The organism is Phenylobacterium sp., from assembly GCF_030693625.1.
GTDB lineage: Bacteria > Pseudomonadota > Alphaproteobacteria > Caulobacterales > Caulobacteraceae > Phenylobacterium > Phenylobacterium ferrooxidans.
Map to the genome: position 1 here is coordinate 12,429 of NZ_JAUYAF010000082.1, position 16,441 is coordinate 28,869.

The 16,441-nt window shown below is 68.8% G+C and carries 15 protein-coding genes; 10 read left to right on the plus strand and 5 right to left on the minus strand.

The features are described 5' to 3' along the window. Positions 1 to 75: 75 nt before the first annotated feature. From lpxC to Q8N10_RS18960, 5 genes are all read left to right on the plus strand, one after another. On the plus strand, positions 76 to 969 hold the full coding sequence (gene lpxC, locus Q8N10_RS18940) for a UDP-3-O-acyl-N-acetylglucosamine deacetylase (RefSeq protein ID WP_304775121.1): 894 nt from the start codon (positions 76 to 78) through the stop codon (positions 967 to 969). Between the two features lie 159 nt (positions 970 to 1,128). After that, positions 1,129 to 2,034 (plus strand): outer membrane protein assembly factor BamD, encoded by a 906-nt coding sequence (locus Q8N10_RS18945; RefSeq protein ID WP_304775123.1) that lies wholly within the window; start codon positions 1,129 to 1,131, stop codon positions 2,032 to 2,034. 40 nt (positions 2,035 to 2,074) lie between these two features. Then, the gene (gene recN / locus Q8N10_RS18950; protein WP_304775126.1) at positions 2,075 to 3,772 is read left to right on the plus strand and encodes a DNA repair protein RecN; all 1,698 of its coding nucleotides are present in this window, start codon (positions 2,075 to 2,077) and stop codon (positions 3,770 to 3,772) included. Further along, complete coding sequence (gene ligA / locus Q8N10_RS18955) at positions 3,765 to 6,113, plus strand: NAD-dependent DNA ligase LigA (RefSeq protein ID WP_304775127.1); 2,349 nt, start codon at positions 3,765 to 3,767, stop codon at positions 6,111 to 6,113. The genes recN and ligA overlap by 8 nt, the downstream gene beginning before the upstream one ends. Beyond that, entirely contained in the window at positions 6,089 to 7,306 is a 1,218-nt protein-coding gene (locus Q8N10_RS18960) for a class I SAM-dependent methyltransferase (RefSeq protein ID WP_304775129.1), read from the plus strand. Before ligA ends, Q8N10_RS18960 begins: the two co-directional genes overlap by 25 nt. Here Q8N10_RS18960 and Q8N10_RS18965 read toward each other — a convergent pair. Next, positions 7,303 to 9,117 carry an aminopeptidase P family protein gene (locus tag Q8N10_RS18965; protein ID WP_304775132.1) on the minus strand — a complete coding sequence of 605 codons (1,815 nt, stop codon included), beginning with the start codon at positions 9,115 to 9,117 and terminating at the stop codon, positions 7,303 to 7,305. The two genes, Q8N10_RS18960 and Q8N10_RS18965, sit on opposite strands and share 4 nt — an antisense overlap. Before the next feature lie 248 nt (positions 9,118 to 9,365). Here Q8N10_RS18965 and Q8N10_RS18970 point away from each other — a divergent pair, with 248 nt between their 5' ends. The 3 genes from Q8N10_RS18970 to Q8N10_RS18980 all read left to right on the plus strand — a co-directional run bounded on the left by Q8N10_RS18970 (position 9,366) and on the right by Q8N10_RS18980 (position 11,009). Beyond that, a complete protein-coding gene (locus Q8N10_RS18970) occupies positions 9,366 to 9,947 on the plus strand; it encodes a GNAT family N-acetyltransferase (protein WP_304775134.1) in 582 nt (193 codons plus the stop codon). Positions 9,948 to 10,061: 114 nt separating this feature from the next. After that, positions 10,062 to 10,403 (plus strand): GIY-YIG nuclease family protein, encoded by a 342-nt coding sequence (locus Q8N10_RS18975; protein ID WP_304775136.1) that lies wholly within the window; start codon positions 10,062 to 10,064, stop codon positions 10,401 to 10,403. Positions 10,404 to 10,469: 66 nt separating this feature from the next. Further along, on the plus strand, positions 10,470 to 11,009 hold the full coding sequence (locus Q8N10_RS18980; protein WP_304775139.1) for a carbonic anhydrase: 540 nt from the start codon (positions 10,470 to 10,472) through the stop codon (positions 11,007 to 11,009). A gap of 16 nt (positions 11,010 to 11,025) precedes the next feature. On the opposite strand, the gene Q8N10_RS18985 is transcribed toward Q8N10_RS18980, so the two are convergent. From Q8N10_RS18985 to Q8N10_RS18995, 3 genes are all read right to left on the minus strand, one after another. Beyond that, positions 11,026 to 11,460 (minus strand): hypothetical protein, encoded by a 435-nt coding sequence (locus tag Q8N10_RS18985; protein ID WP_304775141.1) that lies wholly within the window; start codon positions 11,458 to 11,460, stop codon positions 11,026 to 11,028. A 70-nt stretch (positions 11,461 to 11,530) separates the two neighbouring features. Beyond that, positions 11,531 to 12,397 (minus strand): 50S ribosomal protein L11 methyltransferase, encoded by an 867-nt coding sequence (locus tag Q8N10_RS18990; protein WP_304775142.1) that lies wholly within the window; start codon positions 12,395 to 12,397, stop codon positions 11,531 to 11,533. A gap of 41 nt (positions 12,398 to 12,438) precedes the next feature. After that, a complete protein-coding gene (locus tag Q8N10_RS18995) occupies positions 12,439 to 12,903 on the minus strand; it encodes a hypothetical protein (protein ID WP_304775143.1) in 465 nt (154 codons plus the stop codon). 253 nt (positions 12,904 to 13,156) lie between these two features. Between Q8N10_RS18995 and Q8N10_RS19000 the strand changes: the two genes are divergently transcribed. Beyond that, the gene (locus tag Q8N10_RS19000; protein WP_304775144.1) at positions 13,157 to 13,327 is read left to right on the plus strand and encodes a hypothetical protein; all 171 of its coding nucleotides are present in this window, start codon (positions 13,157 to 13,159) and stop codon (positions 13,325 to 13,327) included. Here Q8N10_RS19000 and Q8N10_RS19005 read toward each other — a convergent pair. Continuing rightward, positions 13,324 to 14,226 (minus strand): alpha/beta fold hydrolase, encoded by a 903-nt coding sequence (locus Q8N10_RS19005; protein ID WP_304775146.1) that lies wholly within the window; start codon positions 14,224 to 14,226, stop codon positions 13,324 to 13,326. The two genes, Q8N10_RS19000 and Q8N10_RS19005, sit on opposite strands and share 4 nt — an antisense overlap. 215 nt (positions 14,227 to 14,441) lie before the next feature. On the opposite strand from Q8N10_RS19005, the gene Q8N10_RS19010 reads away from it, so the two are divergent. After that, positions 14,442 to 16,304 carry a hypothetical protein gene (locus tag Q8N10_RS19010; RefSeq protein ID WP_304775148.1) on the plus strand — a complete coding sequence of 621 codons (1,863 nt, stop codon included), beginning with the start codon at positions 14,442 to 14,444 and terminating at the stop codon, positions 16,302 to 16,304. The last annotated feature ends 137 nt before the right edge of the window (positions 16,305 to 16,441 follow it).

Below are 16,441 nucleotides of genomic sequence, written 5' to 3' on the forward strand. Positions count from 1 at the left end.
CATAGCCGTAAAAGGCATCTGAGGCGTATCGCGGCCACTTCCGGCCCGCGCTTCGACTCAAAGAGGGCTCCGGTCTTGGCCGCATCCGCGTTTCAACACACCCTGCAGGGTCCGGCGATCTTCGCCGGGGTCGGCGTGCATACCGGCGCTCACACCCGCGTCTCGGTTCGCCCCGCGCCCGCCAACACCGGCATTGCCTTCGTCCGCACAGACGTGACCGATCGCGACAACCGCGTGCCGGTCAGCGCCGAGGCGGTCTGTAAGACCCAACTGGGCACTGTGATCACCAACGCCGCCGACGTCACCGTGGCCACCATCGAGCACCTGATGGCCGCCCTGGTGATGCTGAACATCGACAACGCCGTCGTCGAACTGGACGGCCCCGAGATGCCGATCATGGACGGCTCCTCGCTGCCCTTCGTTGAGATCCTCGACCGCGCCGGCCGCCGGGGGCAGGACGCCCCGCGCCGCTATATCGAGATCCTGGACACCGTCGAGGTCGTGGACGGCGACAAGCGCGCCACCCTCAGCCCCGCCGACGAATTCGAAGTCGCCTTCGAGATCGCCTTCGACTCCAAGGCCATCGGCCGTCAGCGGGTCGACCTGCCGATGAACGAGCGCGCCTTCCGCAGCGAACTGGCCAACTGCCGCACCTTTGGCTTCCTGCACGAGGTCGAGGCCCTGCGCGCCATGGGCCTGGCCCGTGGCGGCTCCATGGAGAACGTCGTCGTCATTGAGGGCGACCGCATCCTCAACCCGGAGGGCTTGCGCCGTCCGGATGAGTTCGTGCGCCATAAGGCCCTGGACGCCATCGGCGACCTGTTCGTGCTGGGCGCGCCGATCCTCGGCCGCTTCGAGGGTGTGCTGGCCGGTCACGGCATCAACAACGCCGTGGTCCGCGCCCTGGTGGCGCAACCCCAGGCCTGGCGCTATCGCAGCCTGGTGGACAATCTGGCCCAGGCGGTCTGACTCCCCTTCGGCCCGCCTCTCTTTCGACAATCTCGAGTTTTAGCTGGGCCGTCGTCGGGTGGTTCCCTGCGTCCTCGCCTCCCTTCCGTTTGCGCCTCGCCGAGCGTGGTGTAGAAGCGAGGACTCGCAGCGCGGGGCCGCGCATTTGGTCTGTTTGAGGTGACGGTGTCCTTGCTTCGCAATTCCTGGGGTCGCCCGGCGCTTGTCGCCTGCATCGTCGCCGTGGCCTTGGCCGGCTGCGCCGGCAAATCCAAACGGCCCAAGCTCGTTTATGAAGAGCGCCCGGTGGAGCTGCTCTACGCTACCGGCGCCGACCGTCTGGATCGCGGCCTCTGGAACCAGGCCGTCGACTACTTCCAGGAGGTGGAGCGTCAGCATCCCTATTCGGAGTGGTCGCGCCGGGCGATCCTGATGACCGCCTACGCCCACTACCAGGCCAACAACTATGCCGAGGCCATCGGCGACGCCGACCGCTTCATCTCGCTGTATCCGGGCAACCCGGCGGCGACTTACGCCCACTACCTGAAGGCCATCTGCTATTTCGAGCAGATCGTCGACGTGGGCCGCGACCAGGCCGCCACGGGTCAGGCGCTCGCCAACCTGCAGGAAGTGGTGCAGCGCTATCCGCGCACCGAATACGCCGCCGACGCCCGCCTGAAGATCGACATGGTCAACGACCAGCTGGCCGGCAAGGAAATGACCATCGGCCGCTGGTACCTGCGCCAGGGCGACACCATCGCGGCCCTGGGTCGTTTCCGGGCGGTGATCGACCGCTATCAGACCACCAGCCACGCTCCAGAGGCCCTCTACCGCCTGGTGGAGGCTTATCTGACCCTGGGCCTGGCCGAAGAGGCCAGGCGCAACGGCGCGGTGCTGGGCTTCAACTATCCGGGCGACGCCTGGTACGGCGACGCCTACGAGCTGCTGACCGACCGGGGCCTGCGTCCCGCGATCGAGCCCACCGGCAAGAAGGGCGGCCTGCTGCGCAACCTGCCGTTCCGCAAGGACAAGGCCGCGACCATCAAGCCGCCGTCCGCGCCGATTGAAGAACCTAAGGCGAACTGATCCCTTCCAGCGGGCCTGATTCCAGGCGATCTTGCCGGCCATGTTGATCGGGCTTTGGATCCGCGACGTCGTGCTCATCGAGGCCCTGGACCTGTCCATCGGGCCGGGCCTGACGGCGCTTACCGGCGAGACCGGAGCAGGCAAGTCGATCATCCTCGACGCGCTCGGCCTGGCGACGGGCGCGCGCGCTGACGCGGGCCTCGTGCGCCAGGGCGCCAGCCAGGCCATGGCCTCGGCCGTCTTCGCCCCGTCCCTGGACCACCCTGTCTGGGAGGTTCTGGAGGACAAGGGGCTTGCCTATGCCCGCGACGAGGATCTGGTGCTGCGCCGGACCCTGTCCGTCGATGGTCGCAGCCGCGCCTTCGTCAACGACCAGGCCACCAGCGTGGGAGTCCTGAAGGAGCTGGGCCAGCACCTGCTGGAGGTGCACGGCCAGCACGAGACCGTCGGCCTGCTGGACGCCCGGACCCACCGGCCGCTGCTGGACGCCTATGGTTCGCTGCGGCCGCTGGCCAGGACCGTGGGCGACCGCTGGACCGCCTGGCGCGACGCGCGCGCCAAGGCCGACGAATTGCGCGAGGCGGTGGACCGCGCCGCCGCGGACGCCGAGGAACTGACCCTGCGGCTCTCCGAGCTGGACCGCCTCGCCCCACAGGCGGGGGAGGAGACGGCCCTTGCCGAGGAGCGCGCCATCCTGGGCGCCGCCGAAAAGGCCATTACCGACATCAATGACGCGCGGGGCGCCTTCGAGGGCTTGAGCAGCAAGCTGGCGGCCGCCGTCCGCGCCGTGGAGCATGCCCGCGCCCGCGCCGTCCAGGCCGGCGCCGCTGAGGACGGGCCCGCCGTCAGCCGCCTCACCGCCGCCAGCGCCGCCATCGACCGGGTGTTCGGCGAGGCCCAGGAGGCCGAAGCCGCTGTGGACGCCGCCGCCGATGCCTTCGACTTCCGCCCCGACCGTCTGGAGAAGGCCGAGGAGCGGCTGTTCGAACTGCGCGGCATGGCGCGCAAGCTGCAGGTCTCGGTCGAGGAATTGCCCACCCTGCGTGTCCGCTTCGCCGAGCGGCTGCGGGCGATGGAATCCAGCGAGGACGACCTGAAGGCCGCCGACGCCGCCGTCGCCCAGGCCCGCGCCGCCTACATGGCCGAGGCGCAGAAGCTTTCGGCGTCCCGCCGCGCCGCGGGCGAGCGCCTGGCGTCCGCCGTCATGGCCGAGCTGCCGCCGCTGAAACTGGACAAGGCCCGCTTCCGGGTCGCCGTGGAGACCCTGGCGGAGGACCGCGCCGGACCGACCGGGACCGACCGCGTCGCCTTCGAGATCGCCACCAATCCCGGCGCGCCGTTCGGGGACCTGGGGGCCATCGCATCGGGCGGCGAACTGGCGCGTTTCGCCCTGGCGCTGAAGGCCGCCCTGGCTGGCCGCGCCGAGGGGGTGCAACCGCTGATGATCTTCGACGAGGTGGACCAGGGGGTGGGCGGCGCCGTGGCCGACGCGGTGGGCCTGCGCCTGCGCCGCCTGGCCGCCGACGCCCAGGTGCTGGTCGTGACGCACTCGCCCCAGGTCGCCGCTCGCGCTGACGCCCACTGGCGCATCGCCAAGGCCGGGGATGGGGAGCGCCTGCGCACCGCCGTGGAGACCCTGTCGCCCGCCGACCGCGAAGAAGAGATCGCCCGCATGCTGGCCGGCGCCCACATCACCGACGCGGCCCGCGCCGCCGCCCGGGCGCTGATGCATGCTTGAGACCGCCAAACCGGTCGCCGATCTCGACGAGGGCGAGGCCGTCGAGGAGCTGACCAAGCTTGCCGATGAGCTGTCGAGGCACGACCTCGCCTATCACCAGCAGGACGCGCCGACGATCTCGGACGCCGAATACGACGCCCTGAAGCGCCGAAACCTGGAGATCGAGGCGCGGTTCCCGGAGCTGATCCGCGAGAACTCACCGTCGCTGCGGGTCGGCGCCGCCCGGGCCGAGCAGTTCTCGCCCGTCGAGCATGGCGTGCCCATGCTGAGCCTCGACAACGCCTTCTCCGACGAGGAGGCCGTGGAGTTCGACGCCCGGGTGCGGCGGTTCCTCCGGGCGGACGCCGAGCCCATCGCCTATACCGCCGAGCCCAAGATCGACGGGCTGTCGGCCTCCCTGCGTTACGAGAAGGGCGTGCTGGTCCAAGGCGCGACCCGGGGCGACGGCCGGGTCGGGGAAGACGTCACCCAGAACCTGCGGACAGTGGCGGACATTCCCCACCGGCTGAAGGGCTCAGGATGGCCCGATGTCATCGAGGTGCGGGGCGAGGTCTATCTCGGCCACGACGGTTTCGCGGCCCTCAACGCCAGCGCCGAGGCGGCGGGGCAGAAGACCTACGCCAATCCGCGCAACGCCGCGGCCGGCTCCCTGCGCCAGATCGATCCGAAGATCACGGCGACCCGGCCCCTGCGGTTCTTCGCCTATGCCTGGGGCCTGATCAGTGAGCCGTTTGCTGAGACGCAGTGGGAGGCCCTCGCCAAGCTGAAGGCCTGGGGCTTCCAGACCACGCCGCAGTCGCAGCGGGTGGTGGGTCGCGAAGGCCTGCTGGTCGCCTATCGCGAGATGGAGGCCGCGCGGCCCAAGCTCGCCTTCGACATCGACGGGGTGGTCTACAAGGCCGACCGCCTGGACTGGCAGGCCCGGCTGGGCTTCATCACCCGGACGCCGCGTTGGGCGATTGCCCGGAAGTTCCCTGCGGAACGGGCGCGGACCGTGCTGGAGGCCATCGACCTGCAGGTGGGGCGGACAGGCGCCGTGACCCCGGTGGCCAGGCTGCGCCCGGTCACAGTGGGCGGCGTGGTGGTGGTCAACGCCACCCTGCACAACGCCGACGAGATCGCGCGCAAGGACCTGCGGGTCGGCGACACCGTGGTCATCCAGCGCGCCGGCGACGTGATCCCCCAGGTGGTGGAGGCGGTGCTGGCCGAGCGTCCCACCGACGCCGTTCCCTTTGAGTATCCAACCCACTGCCCCTGTCCGCTGCGCACGCCGCTGGCCCGCGAGACCACGGCGTCGGGCGCCGAGACCGTGGTGCGGCGCTGCACCGGCGAGTTCGCCTGTCCTTTCCAGCGCATCGAACACCTGCGCCACTTCGTCAGCCGCCGCGCCTTCGACATCGAGGGCCTGGGCGAGAAGCAGCTCACCGCTTTCTATGAGCGCGGCTGGATGCGGGAGCCGGCCGACATCTTCCGCCTGGCCCGTGACGAGGAACGTCTGGCGGAGCTGCGAGGCAGCGACGGCTATGGCGAGACCAGCATCAGCAACCTGGTGGCCGGGATCGACGCGCGTCGGCATATCCCGCTGGACCGGTTCATCTTCGGCCTAGGTATCCGGCATATCGGCGAGACGACGTCGCTGGCCCTGGCGCGGCACTACGAGACCGTCGAGGCCTTCATCGCCGCTGGGCAGGCGGCGGCGGCGCAACGGCCTGGCGCCGACTACCTGGCGCTCTCCACCCTGGACGGCGTGGGCCCCACGGCGCTTGAGGCCATCATCGCCTGGGCGCGGACAAAGCCCGCGTCTCTGATCCCGGCCGAGGCCTCGATGGACGAGCGGCTGCGGCTCTCGATCCCCAGGATCAACAGCCGGGCGCGGCAGGCCCTGGTCGACCTGTTCGGCGACTGGGCGGCCTTCGAGGCCGCGGTGACTAAGGCGGCGGGGCAGGGGCCCGGCGACGACTTCCTGGAGCTCGCCACGGTGGACGCCGTCGGCGTGGTGGCCGCCCGGATGATCGCCGAGTTCTTCGGCGAGCCGCACAACCGCGACATGGTGGCCAACCTGGCCTCAGAACTGCGGGAGGTGCAGGCGGTCGCCAGACCCAAGACCGACACCGCCGTGGCCGGCAAGACCATCGTCTTCACCGGCGCGCTGGAAAAGATGACCCGCGACGAGGCCAAGGCGCAGGCCGAGGGGCTCGGGGCCAAGGTCTCCGGCTCGGTCTCCAAGAAGACCGACCTGGTGGTCGCCGGGCCGGGCGCGGGTTCCAAGCTGAAGGCCGCGACTGACCTGGGCATCGAGGTCATCACCGAGGACGAATGGCTGGCCCTGGTGGCGGGCTGATGCCCGAGGCGCCGCCCACCATCGAGGAAGAGCTCAAGATCGGCCTGCAGCGGTTGCGCGAGCACATGCTGAACCTGGCGGAACTGATCTTCGACCGGGTGGTGGTCAGGGCGCCCGACCACGCCGTGGCCCTGCGACTGGCCGGCGTCACCAAGCACAAGCTGGGGGACAGCCGCACGGCCCTGGAACGCCTGCAGGCCGCCACGGCCCTGGCGCCCGACGTCCAGATCGGCTGGTGGGACCTCTCGGTCGTGCTGCGGGAGGTGGGTGAGGGCGAGGCCGCCGCCCAGGCCCACGCGCGTGCGGTGGGCCTGATGGGGACCGACCCGGAGGCCGTCTCCCTGCCGCCCCTGGCCCAGCTCTCGCTGTCCTCCGACCGCCTGGTCCACAGCTTCACGATGGTGGACTACCCCTATTCCGCTACGGTCCGCTACGGCTCGGGCCGCCCATCGCATCCGGAGCTTGCCGCCCAGATCGGCGCGGGGCGAGGGCGGTACGAGGCGTTCCTCTCCGAGTTGGGAGAGATCCAGGCCGACTTCGCGCAGATCCCCCTGGGGGGAAGCTACGACGACCCGACGCCCTTCTGGCTGAACAGTTGGTTTCCGGCCCTCGACGGCATGGCGCTGACCCAGATGCTGCGGCGGCACAATCCACAGCGGTTCATGGAGATTGGCTCGGGCCTTTCCACCAAGTTCGCGCGCCGGGCCGTGCAGACCTATGGCCTGCGCACCAAGCTGGCCTCCATCGATCCGGAGCCGCGCAGCGAGGTCGACAGACTGTGCGACCGGGTGATCCGACAGCCGCTGGAACGGGTGGACCTGACGATGTTCGCGGGCCTGGAGGCGGGCGACATCCTGTTCCTGGACTCCTCGCACCGCAGTTTCCAAGGCTCGGACGTCACGGTGTTCTTCCTGGAGATCCTGCCGCGCCTGAAGCCCGGGGTGATCGTCCACATCCACGACATCTACCTGCCCGACGACTATCTCAGCGGCCACCTGTGGCGGCTGTGGAACGAGCAGTACCTGCTGGCCACGGCCCTGCTGTTCGGGCCGGACCGCTTCGAGATCCTCTTCCCCTGCTGGTTCATCGGCCGCGATCCCGCGCTGCGCGCCCAGGCCGAGGGCCTTCTGCGGAAGGGGCCGCTCAGCGGTCTCGATCTCTATGGCGCCTCGTTCTGGATGCGGACCACCTAGAGGGGCGCGCAGGCCTCCTCCATCCAGGTCCTCACCTCGGCGGGGACGCGGGGCCCGACCACCTTCAGGACGCGGGCGTGGTAGGCGTCCATCTGGGCGCGCTCTTCAGGGGTCAGCAGGGACACCTCGATCAGGCGACGGTCGATGGGGGCCAGGGTCAGGGTCGCGAAGCCCAGCATGGGGCGCTCGCCGCCGGCGATGGGGGCGGCCTCGGTCACATACTGCAGGTTCTCGATGCGGATGCCGTAGGCGCCTTCCTTGTAGTAGCCCGGCTCGTTGGACAGGATCATGCCGGGCTGCAGGGCCACGAAGTTGGGCAGCTTGGAAATGCGCTGCGGGCCCTCGTGCACGCCGAGATAGGAGCCCACCCCGTGGCCGGTGCCGTGGTCGTAGTCGAGGCCCCGGGCCCAGAGCGGCGCGCGGGCCAGGATGTCCAGCGCCGAGCCGGTCGTGCCGGCCGGGAAGCGGATGGCGGCCAGGGCCAGGTGACCCTTGAGCACCAGGGTGAAGCGCTCCCGCATCTCCTGGCTGGGTTCGCCGATGGCCACCGTGCGGGTGACGTCGGTGGTCCCGTCCAGGTACTGGGCGCCGGAATCCACCAGCAGCAGGGAGCCTGACACGGTCTGCTTGTTCAGCCGCGTGGTGGGGCGATAGTGGACGATGGCGCCGTTGGAGGCCGCCCCGGCGATGGTGTCGAAGGAGAGGTCCTTCATCGCCCCGGTCTCTTGGCGGAAGCCCTCCAGCCTGCTGACCACCTCCACCTCGTCGGGCAGGCTGGTCTGGGCCTCTGTGGCCAGCCAGTGGAGGAAGCGGGCGAGCGCCACGCCGTCGCGGGCGTGGGCCTCGGTGGTCCCGGCGATCTCGACCTGGTTCTTGGCGGCGCGGGGCAGGGCGCAGGGATCCTCGCCGCGCACGACCTCGGCGCCCGCCTCGGAAAGCGCCTCGAAGTACCAGGCCGAGGAGAGGCCGGGATCCACCAGGACCCGCTTGCCCTTGAGGTCGACGAGCGCGCCGGGCAGGTCGTCGGGGGTTTCCAGGGTGACCTGGTTTCCGAGCCAGGCCGGCAGCTCGGCGGTGACCTTGGCGGGATCGAGGAACAGGCGCGCCGTGCCGTCCTTGTTGAGGATGGCCTGGGCGAGCGGCAGGGGCGAGCGGATGACGTCGCCGCCCCGGACGTTGAACAGCCAGGCGATGGAGGAGGGGGCGGTCAGCACGGTGGCGTCAGCGCCCCGGGCCGCGAGCGCCTTGCCAATACGGGCGCGCTTGTCGGCGGAGTCCTCGCCGGAATACGCCAGGGGCTGAGCGACCACGGGGGCGACAGGCTGGGCGGGACGCTCGGCGCCCCAGGCCTGGTCCAGCGGATTGGCGGCGACAGGCTTCAGCTGCGCGCCGGCCCGCGCGATGGCCGCCTTCAGGCGGTCGAGGGCGTCGGGGCTGTGCAGGCGGGGGTCGTAGCCCACCACCTGACCGGGGGCCGCGGCGGTCTCGAGGTAGGCTGGGACGCCGCCCTCCACCAGGTCACGGATCTCGAAGGTGGCTTCGTCGACCTGGTCGCGGACCTGCAGGGTGTAGCGGCCGTCAACGAAGACCGCGGCCTTGTCCTTCAGGATCACCGCCGCGCCGGCCGAGCCGGTGAAGCCGGTGGCCCAGGCCAGCCGGTCGTTGGCCTCCGGCAGGTATTCGTTCTGATGCTCGTCCTCGTGCGGCACGAGGAAGCCGTCCAGACCCTGGGCGGCCATGGCCTGGCGGATCAGGGGGACGTGGCGGGGCCCGAAGGAGCGTTCGGTGGTTTCTTCGAAGGTCTGGCGCATGGGCGCATGTAAGCCGTTCGGCGGGGCCTCGCAAAGGGCCCAAGCTTGCGGTTTGGCGGCAAGCTCGGCTACAAACTGCCCATGGTTCGCGCCCAGGCCCTCGCTTGCTCCAATTCCAGCGGTCCCATCGGGGTCGTTCGGACGCGCACGCCCTAAGCCAGGGCCGCCTCGAACCAGACCCCGCCAACATCGGCCGGGGTCCGACAGACCAGAGAACCCGTCCGATCTCTTTCAAATCGGAGCGTTCCATGACCACCACCCCGCCCTGGCTACCCATCGAAACCGAGCGATTGCTGCTGCGCGATTTCCACGAGGCGGACTTCGACCCCATCCACGCCTACGCCACCGACCCCGAGGTCGTTCGCTACATGACCTGGGGACCCAATACGCCGGAGGTCACCCGCGAGGTGCTGGACCGCAATCTGGAGCGCCAGAAAGCCTGGCCGCGCGAGCAACTGGACCTGGCTGTGGAGGTGAAAGCCACCGGCGCGATGATCGGGGTCGTGTCCCTGCACGACGCCAACACCGACAATAGCTCCTTCGGATACTGCTACAGCCGCGACGCCTGGGGACAGGGCTATGGGACGGAGGCCGCCAAGGCCCTGGCGCGGATCGCCTTCACGGAACTGGGCCATCACCGCATCTGGGCCACCTGCGACGCCCGCAACCACGGCTCCTATGCGATCATGGAGAAGGTGGGCATGCGCCGGGAGGGCCATCTGCTGAAGGACACCAAGGCCCATGACGGTTGGCGCGACAGCTATGTCTACGCCCTGCTGGCCGAGGAATGGCGGGCGGCAAACAGTGAATATTATCCGGGTATAAATTGACGGAGGCGGGCCCGGGCGCTACAAGGCCCGCCTCCAACTCAAGAATGTAGAGCGGGTCGGAAGGGTGAACCGGCTTGCGCTACACCCTGAAGCGCTCTCGCCGAGGATCAGACCGTGGACAAGCAACGCCGCCGAGACATCGCCCGGGAATACAAGGAGCGGAAGGTCCCTGTGGGAATCTTCAGCCTGCGCTGCGAGCCGACCGGCGAGGCCTGGATCGGCATGAGCCGTAACCTGGACGGGGCCGCCAATTCCGCCTTGATGAGCCTGCGTCTCGGCTCGCACCGCAATGCCACTCTTCAGGCGGCGTGGAAGGCGCACGGCGAGGCCGCCTTTGTCTATGCCGTGGTCGAAGGCCTGGAGGAGGACCTCACCCCAATCGGCAGGGAGGACTGGCTCAAGGCGCGCCTGCGACACTGGATCGCGGCCCTGGAGGCTCGTCCCATCGTCGCCTGAGCTTGACGGTGGGGGTTGGTTAATGGTCGCGCGGCAAGGTGCAGCCTGAAGCGATCGGAGACCGCCATGACCTGTTGTTCCAAGCATGCCAATTGGCCCCAGCTTTCCCGTCGAGGCGTCATGGGCGCCATGGCGCTGGGGGGCGGGGTTCTCCTGAACAGCGGTCTCAAGCCGGGCGTCTCGCGGGCGGCCGGCCACTGCGAGGCCCTGCTGCTCACCTGCATGGACTATCGTCTGAACAGCGAGATCGACGACTACATGACGGCCCGGGGCCTGAAGCACAAATTCGATCATGTGGTGCTGGCTGGAGCGTCGCTGGGCGCCCTGAACGACAAGTACCCGGTATGGAACGAGGTGTTCTGGACCCACCTGGATCTGGCGGTGCAGCTACACCAGGTGCATCGCCTGATGGTCATCGATCACCGCGACTGCGGCGCCTACAAGCTGGTGCTGGGGGAGGGTGCGGTGAAGGACGCCGAGACGGAATTCAGGAGCCATGTGAAACAGCTCTACGCCCTGCGGTCCCAGGTCACGACAAAACACCCCCATATGGAGGTGGAGCTTGGCCTGATGGGATTGGACGGGGCGGTCACACAGATCGTCTGACCGCCCCTCCCACCGCCTACTGGGGCGCGTCGGTGGCTTCCTGAGCAGCGTCAGACGCGGCGGCGGCCGTATCCTGCGCCGCCTCGGCGGTGCGGTCGGCGGCGTTACGGGCGCTGTCGGCTGCGGCCTGGGTCGAGGCGGCCATGCTGGAGGCGGCGTTGGCCGAGGCTTCGCTGGCGGCCTGAGCCGCGGACTGCGCCTGGGCCGTGGCCGTCTCCATCATCGCCTGACTGCGGCCCGCATCGGTGGCGGCCTGAAGGTCGGTCGAGGTGGAGTTGTTGTTGAACATGAAGACCAGGCCGACGATGGCGACCACGGCCACCAGGGCGGCGATCCACCAACCGGCGGCGCCCGAGCCGCGGGCGGCGGGGGCGGCTGAGTATTCGGTGCGAACCGTAGCCGGCTGCTCGACGACGGTGCGTTCGACGTAGGGGTCGTTGGGATTGCTCATGGGTGCGTCCTCGAAATCGGTGGTGAAGACCACCGTCGCGCTTGAAAACGCCGATCCGTGAGGGCGGTTCCTAGTTCCGCTTGATCACCAGGGTCGCCCAGGCGTCGCGGTGGATGCGGCGGACCAGGGTGAAGCCCTTGGACCGGTAGGCCGCAAGGACGCGGCGCTCCTGGGTGCGCAGCAGGCCCGAAAGGATCGCAACGCCGCCCGGCCTCAAGGCCAACTTGATGTCGTGGGACAGGGCCACCAGGGGCGGGGCCAGGATGTTGGCGAACACCAGGTCGTAGGGCGCCTTTTCCCGCACCGAGGCGTGGCCCAGCCCGGAGGCGTGCAGGAAACGCACCTTGGCTTTGTTGAGCAGGGCGTTTTCTCCGGCGATGCGGACCGAAGGGGCGTCGATGTCGGTGCCCACCGCGATCGGCGTACCGGTGCGCGCCGCGGCGATCGCCAGCACTCCGGTGCCGGCCCCGACGTCCAGGACGCGCTCGTAGCGGTGCGCCTTCAGCAGGTCATGATAGGCCTGCAGGCAGCCGACGGTGGTGCCGTGGTGGCCCGTGCCGAAGGCGGCGCCCGCCTCGATCCGCAGGTTGACGGCGTTGACCGGGGCGCGGCCCTTGTCGTGGGCGCCGTAGACGAAGAAGCGGCCGGCGCGCACGGGCGGCAGGCCCGAGAGCGCCATGGCCAGCCAGTCGGCGTCGGCCAGCTTCTCCACCAGCACCTTGAGTTCGGGATAGGCCGAGAGGGTCTTGGTCAGGCCATCCACCTCGTCGTCGGAGGTGGGGAAGGCGTCGATGCGCCAGACGTCGTGATCCTCGTCCTCCTCCAGGATGGAGTAGGTGGCGCTCTCCAGCATGGGATCGGCGTCGATGGCCTCGGCTGCGGCTTCGGCGACGGCGCGGGGCCCCCGGGCGATGATCTGAACGGCGTCTGTCGTCATGCGCATCCGTCTAGAGGCGGACGCGCCGAAAGGCGAGGGGGTTAGGCCGGCGGCGGCGCGGCTTCGTCGGGCGCCGGTTCGGGCGTGGGCGAAGGGGCGGCGGCCTGCAGCCCGGCGAGGATATCACCGCCCAGGGACGGGTAGGAGGGGGCGGGCGCGACCTCAGACACGTACTTCACCGGGGCCATGCGGACGGGGGGGGCTTCGTCGACCACGCGCGCCGGCTCAGGTTCGGGCTCGGGTTCGGCCTGGGCCATCTCCACCGGATAGGCAGGCTGGGTCCAGTCGGTGCCGATGACGTAGTCCGGGACCTGACCGCCATAGCTGGTCCAAGTGGCGTCTTGCCGGATGCCGGGTCCGAGCCGCTCACCTGACGTCCCCGAGAGCAACTGCGGGCCGTCGAGATCGGTCATTTCGCGGATGTCGGGTTTGGAGACGCCGCCGATGACCAGCCCCGCCACGGTGGCGATGGCCATTCCGTAAAAGGCCTGCCGCAGATCGCGCATCTCTCGACTCCCCTGATTGCTGACTATAGCGCGCGAAAGCCGTTCTGGTTCAGTCAAGGTTGGCGTGTGCCAATACGATGCGAGAGGAAGTGGCCGGTTCGCCGCGCTGACGGCGAACTCGCCCAGATGGATATGTCGAACCCTTGAAGATTCACCGTCCGGGGAATGTCCCGGCTGGCCGGCTGGCCCTGCTCTTGCGCTGGGCTCAGGCGGACCTGCGTTGTTCACGCCGGTTCGCCTGAAGGAAACGACCATGACCCTTGAAGTTCTTGAGGAAGAAACCCAAGACCCGTTCTTCGATCACTGGGCGCCGATGCTGCTGGTTCATGCCGCCAACACCGTGGCCCTGGTTCTGCTGGTTCTCTTCTGGCCGGCCTTCGCCCTGATCGACCGCCTGGCCTGCGCCAGGCCCGCGGCCGCCTAGGCGCTCTCCCGCGCCCGCGCCGTCGCCCGCTCGATCAGGTCGGCGATGCGCGGGATGAGCTGGTGCGGCAGGTCGTGGCCCATGCCGGGGATGGTGTGCAGCTCCGCCCCAGGGATGGAGGCGGCGGTGTCCCGGCCACCCTCGACCGGCACCAGCGGATCGGCCTCGCCGTGGATCACCACGGTAGGCGCGGTGATCGCGGCCAGCAGCGGACGACGGTCGCCGCAGGCGACGACGGCGGCCATCTGGCGCGCGCGACCCACCGGATAATAGGCGCGCCGCGCGTCGGCGCGGATCCGCTCGATCAGGATTTCGTCCGGGGTCGGGTAACCGGGACTTCCGATCACCTTGTGGCTCTCCAGCCCGCTCCAGACATGCTTGTCCATATCCACCGCCGGGTCGACGCCCGGCTTGGTGAGGGCCGCCATGGCCTCGGGCTTGGCCGGCGGGACCGCTGGGTTGCCGGTGGTGGACATGATGGAGACCAGGGACGCGGTCTTCTCCGGATGATTGGCCGCCACCAGCTGGGCGATCATGCCGCCCATGGAGGCGCCGACGACGTGGGCGCGCTCGACGCCCAGGACCTCGAGCAGGCCGACGCTGTCGCGGGCCATGTCCGCCAGATGATAGGGCACGTCCGGCGTCTGGCCGCTCATCAGGGCGGTATAGATGGCCGTCATGTCCGGCTCGCCGTGGTCCTCGAAGCGATGGGAGAGGCCGACGTCGCGGTTGTCGTGGACGATCACGCGGTAGCCCCGGTTGGTGAGCTCGCGGATGAACTGCGGCGACCAGCGGGTCATCTGGGCCCCGAAGCCCATGATCAGCAGGACCGCCTCGCCCTTCTCCGGGCCGTAGACCGCATATTCGAGGGGGATGCCGTTGGCGATGATCTGGGGCATGCGCCCTCCCGAACATGTGAGTGATTGATGATCACTCTGCTTGGGAAGACCCAGGTCCGCAAGGCCACGCAGGGATGCAACTCTTTGCCGCACGACCCGGCAAACAGTTTAGCTTTCCCGGCGACTCAAAGGAGAGTCAAACAGCGTTGATCGGCGTCTTGGCGACGCCTTCCGTCGCTGCCCGGACCTGGCGAGAGCGACCTGGAGAAGACACCATGCGATCGCCCGCCGACATGGACATCGTCCAGATCGACATCAGCACCAAGTGCCACCTGAAGTGCTCCAACTGTACCCGGCTGATCCCGCACCAGACCCAGCGGGCGGACATGGAGCTGGAGACCTTCGAGCGCGCCGTGCAGAGCATGGAGGGCTGGAACGGCCCCAACAAGCTGATCGGCATCATCGCCGGCGAGCCGACCCTGCACGCCAATTTCGAGCAGATCTCGCTGCGCTTCGCCGAGCTGTGGGGCGGGGACAACACCAATAACGGCAAGTTCCCGATCAAGGATTTCAACGACTTCGCCAATGAGCGCCTGTTCGACCGTTCGAACGGCCGCGGCCTCTGGACCAGTCTCGGCGCGGGGTTCTACCGCAACTACGAGACCATCATGTCGGTCTACAGCCACTTCAACACCAACACCCACGAGTCCGCCGGCCAGCACCAGGCGCTGCTGATCACCCGGGCCGACTATATCGCGGCGACCGGGATTTCCGAGCTGCAGTGGGAGCAGAACCGCGACAATTGCTGGGTCCAGAAGCTCTGGTCGGCGACCATCAACGACAAGGGCGCCTACTTCTGCGAGGTCGCCGGGGCCATCGACCGGCTGTACTTCGGCGGGAAGCACGCCTGGCCGGTCGAGCACGGCTGGTGGCAGCGCCAGCCGGGCGACTTCGGCGACCAGCTCGAGCTCTGCAACTACTGCGCGCTCGCCCAGCCCGGCCCGTCGCAGCTCGATATCCTCGAGCGCGACATCATCAGCCCGCAGCACCGCGACATCCTGCGCAAGCTGGGCAGCCCGGCGATCAAGAAGCATAACTACGAGATCTTCGACCGCGAACTGCACAAGCAGAAGCGAGAGGTCGAGAGCCGCGACAACTATGTCGGCAATGACGGCGCCGGCCGCCGGGTCGGCATCGGCCACAACTCCACCAAGCCCAAGAAGCTGTCCTGCGTGCTGGTTTCGGTCGGCTATGGCGAGGCGCTCGCCCAGACCCTGCCGCGCAATATCGACCAGTTCGACGACATGATCGTGGTCACCACCTCCACCGACCTGCGCACCCAGGAGGTGGCCGCCGAGCATGGGGCCACGGTGGTGATCTCCGACCGCTGCTTCGACGACGACCACGCCTTCAACAAGGGCAAGATGCTCAATGACGGCCTGGCGGTTCTGAAGGAGCCGGACTGGATCGTCTTCACCGACGCCGACATCGCCGTGAACCCGCAACTGCGCGACGTGATGTTCGGTCACTCCTGGAACCCCGGCTGCCTCTACTTCACCGCGCGGCGCGACAACGCACCGGTGGAGGGCCAGTTCGACAAGGTGAACCTGGAGCCCAACGGCTACTTCCAGCTGTTCAATGCGCGGGCCAAGGCGATCCGCGACACCTGGCCGAAGATCGTCAGCGAGGACTTCTGCTCGGCCGGCAGCGTCGACACCTGGTTCTTCCAGCAGTGGCCGGTGGCCAACCTGATCGGCATCACCGACATCGAGGTGGACCACATCTCCTCGACCTCGCTGGGCCTGAACTGGAACGGCGTCGATCCGCAGGCGCAGGAGGGCAAGTGGCGCCAGCTGGGCATCCTGACCACCAACGGCTTCTCGTCGTTCCTGGGCCTGGAGGCCATGCCGCCGGTGATCAAGCTGACCGACACCAAGTTCGGCCAGACCATCGTCATCGACACCAAGGACCTGGAGAGCTACGCCCGCATCATCCCGACGGGCCTGGAGTTCCTCGGCAAGGACCTGGGCAAGAGCCACATCCATGTGGCCTTCAAGGACGGCGGCGCCCCCCCGGTGATTTCCACGCTGCCGCCGACCGTGGCGCCCGCGCCCGCGCCGGAGGCTGTGCCGGCCTAGAGCATTCTGCGACCTGATTGAATCGTTGGGGATTCCCAGGGCCCGCGGATTCTGATTCAAGCTCTGTGCTGGTGACGGAGGCTGGCACCTATGAGCAAGGCGCTGTCAGTTGATCTTCGTGAGCGTGTGATCGGCGC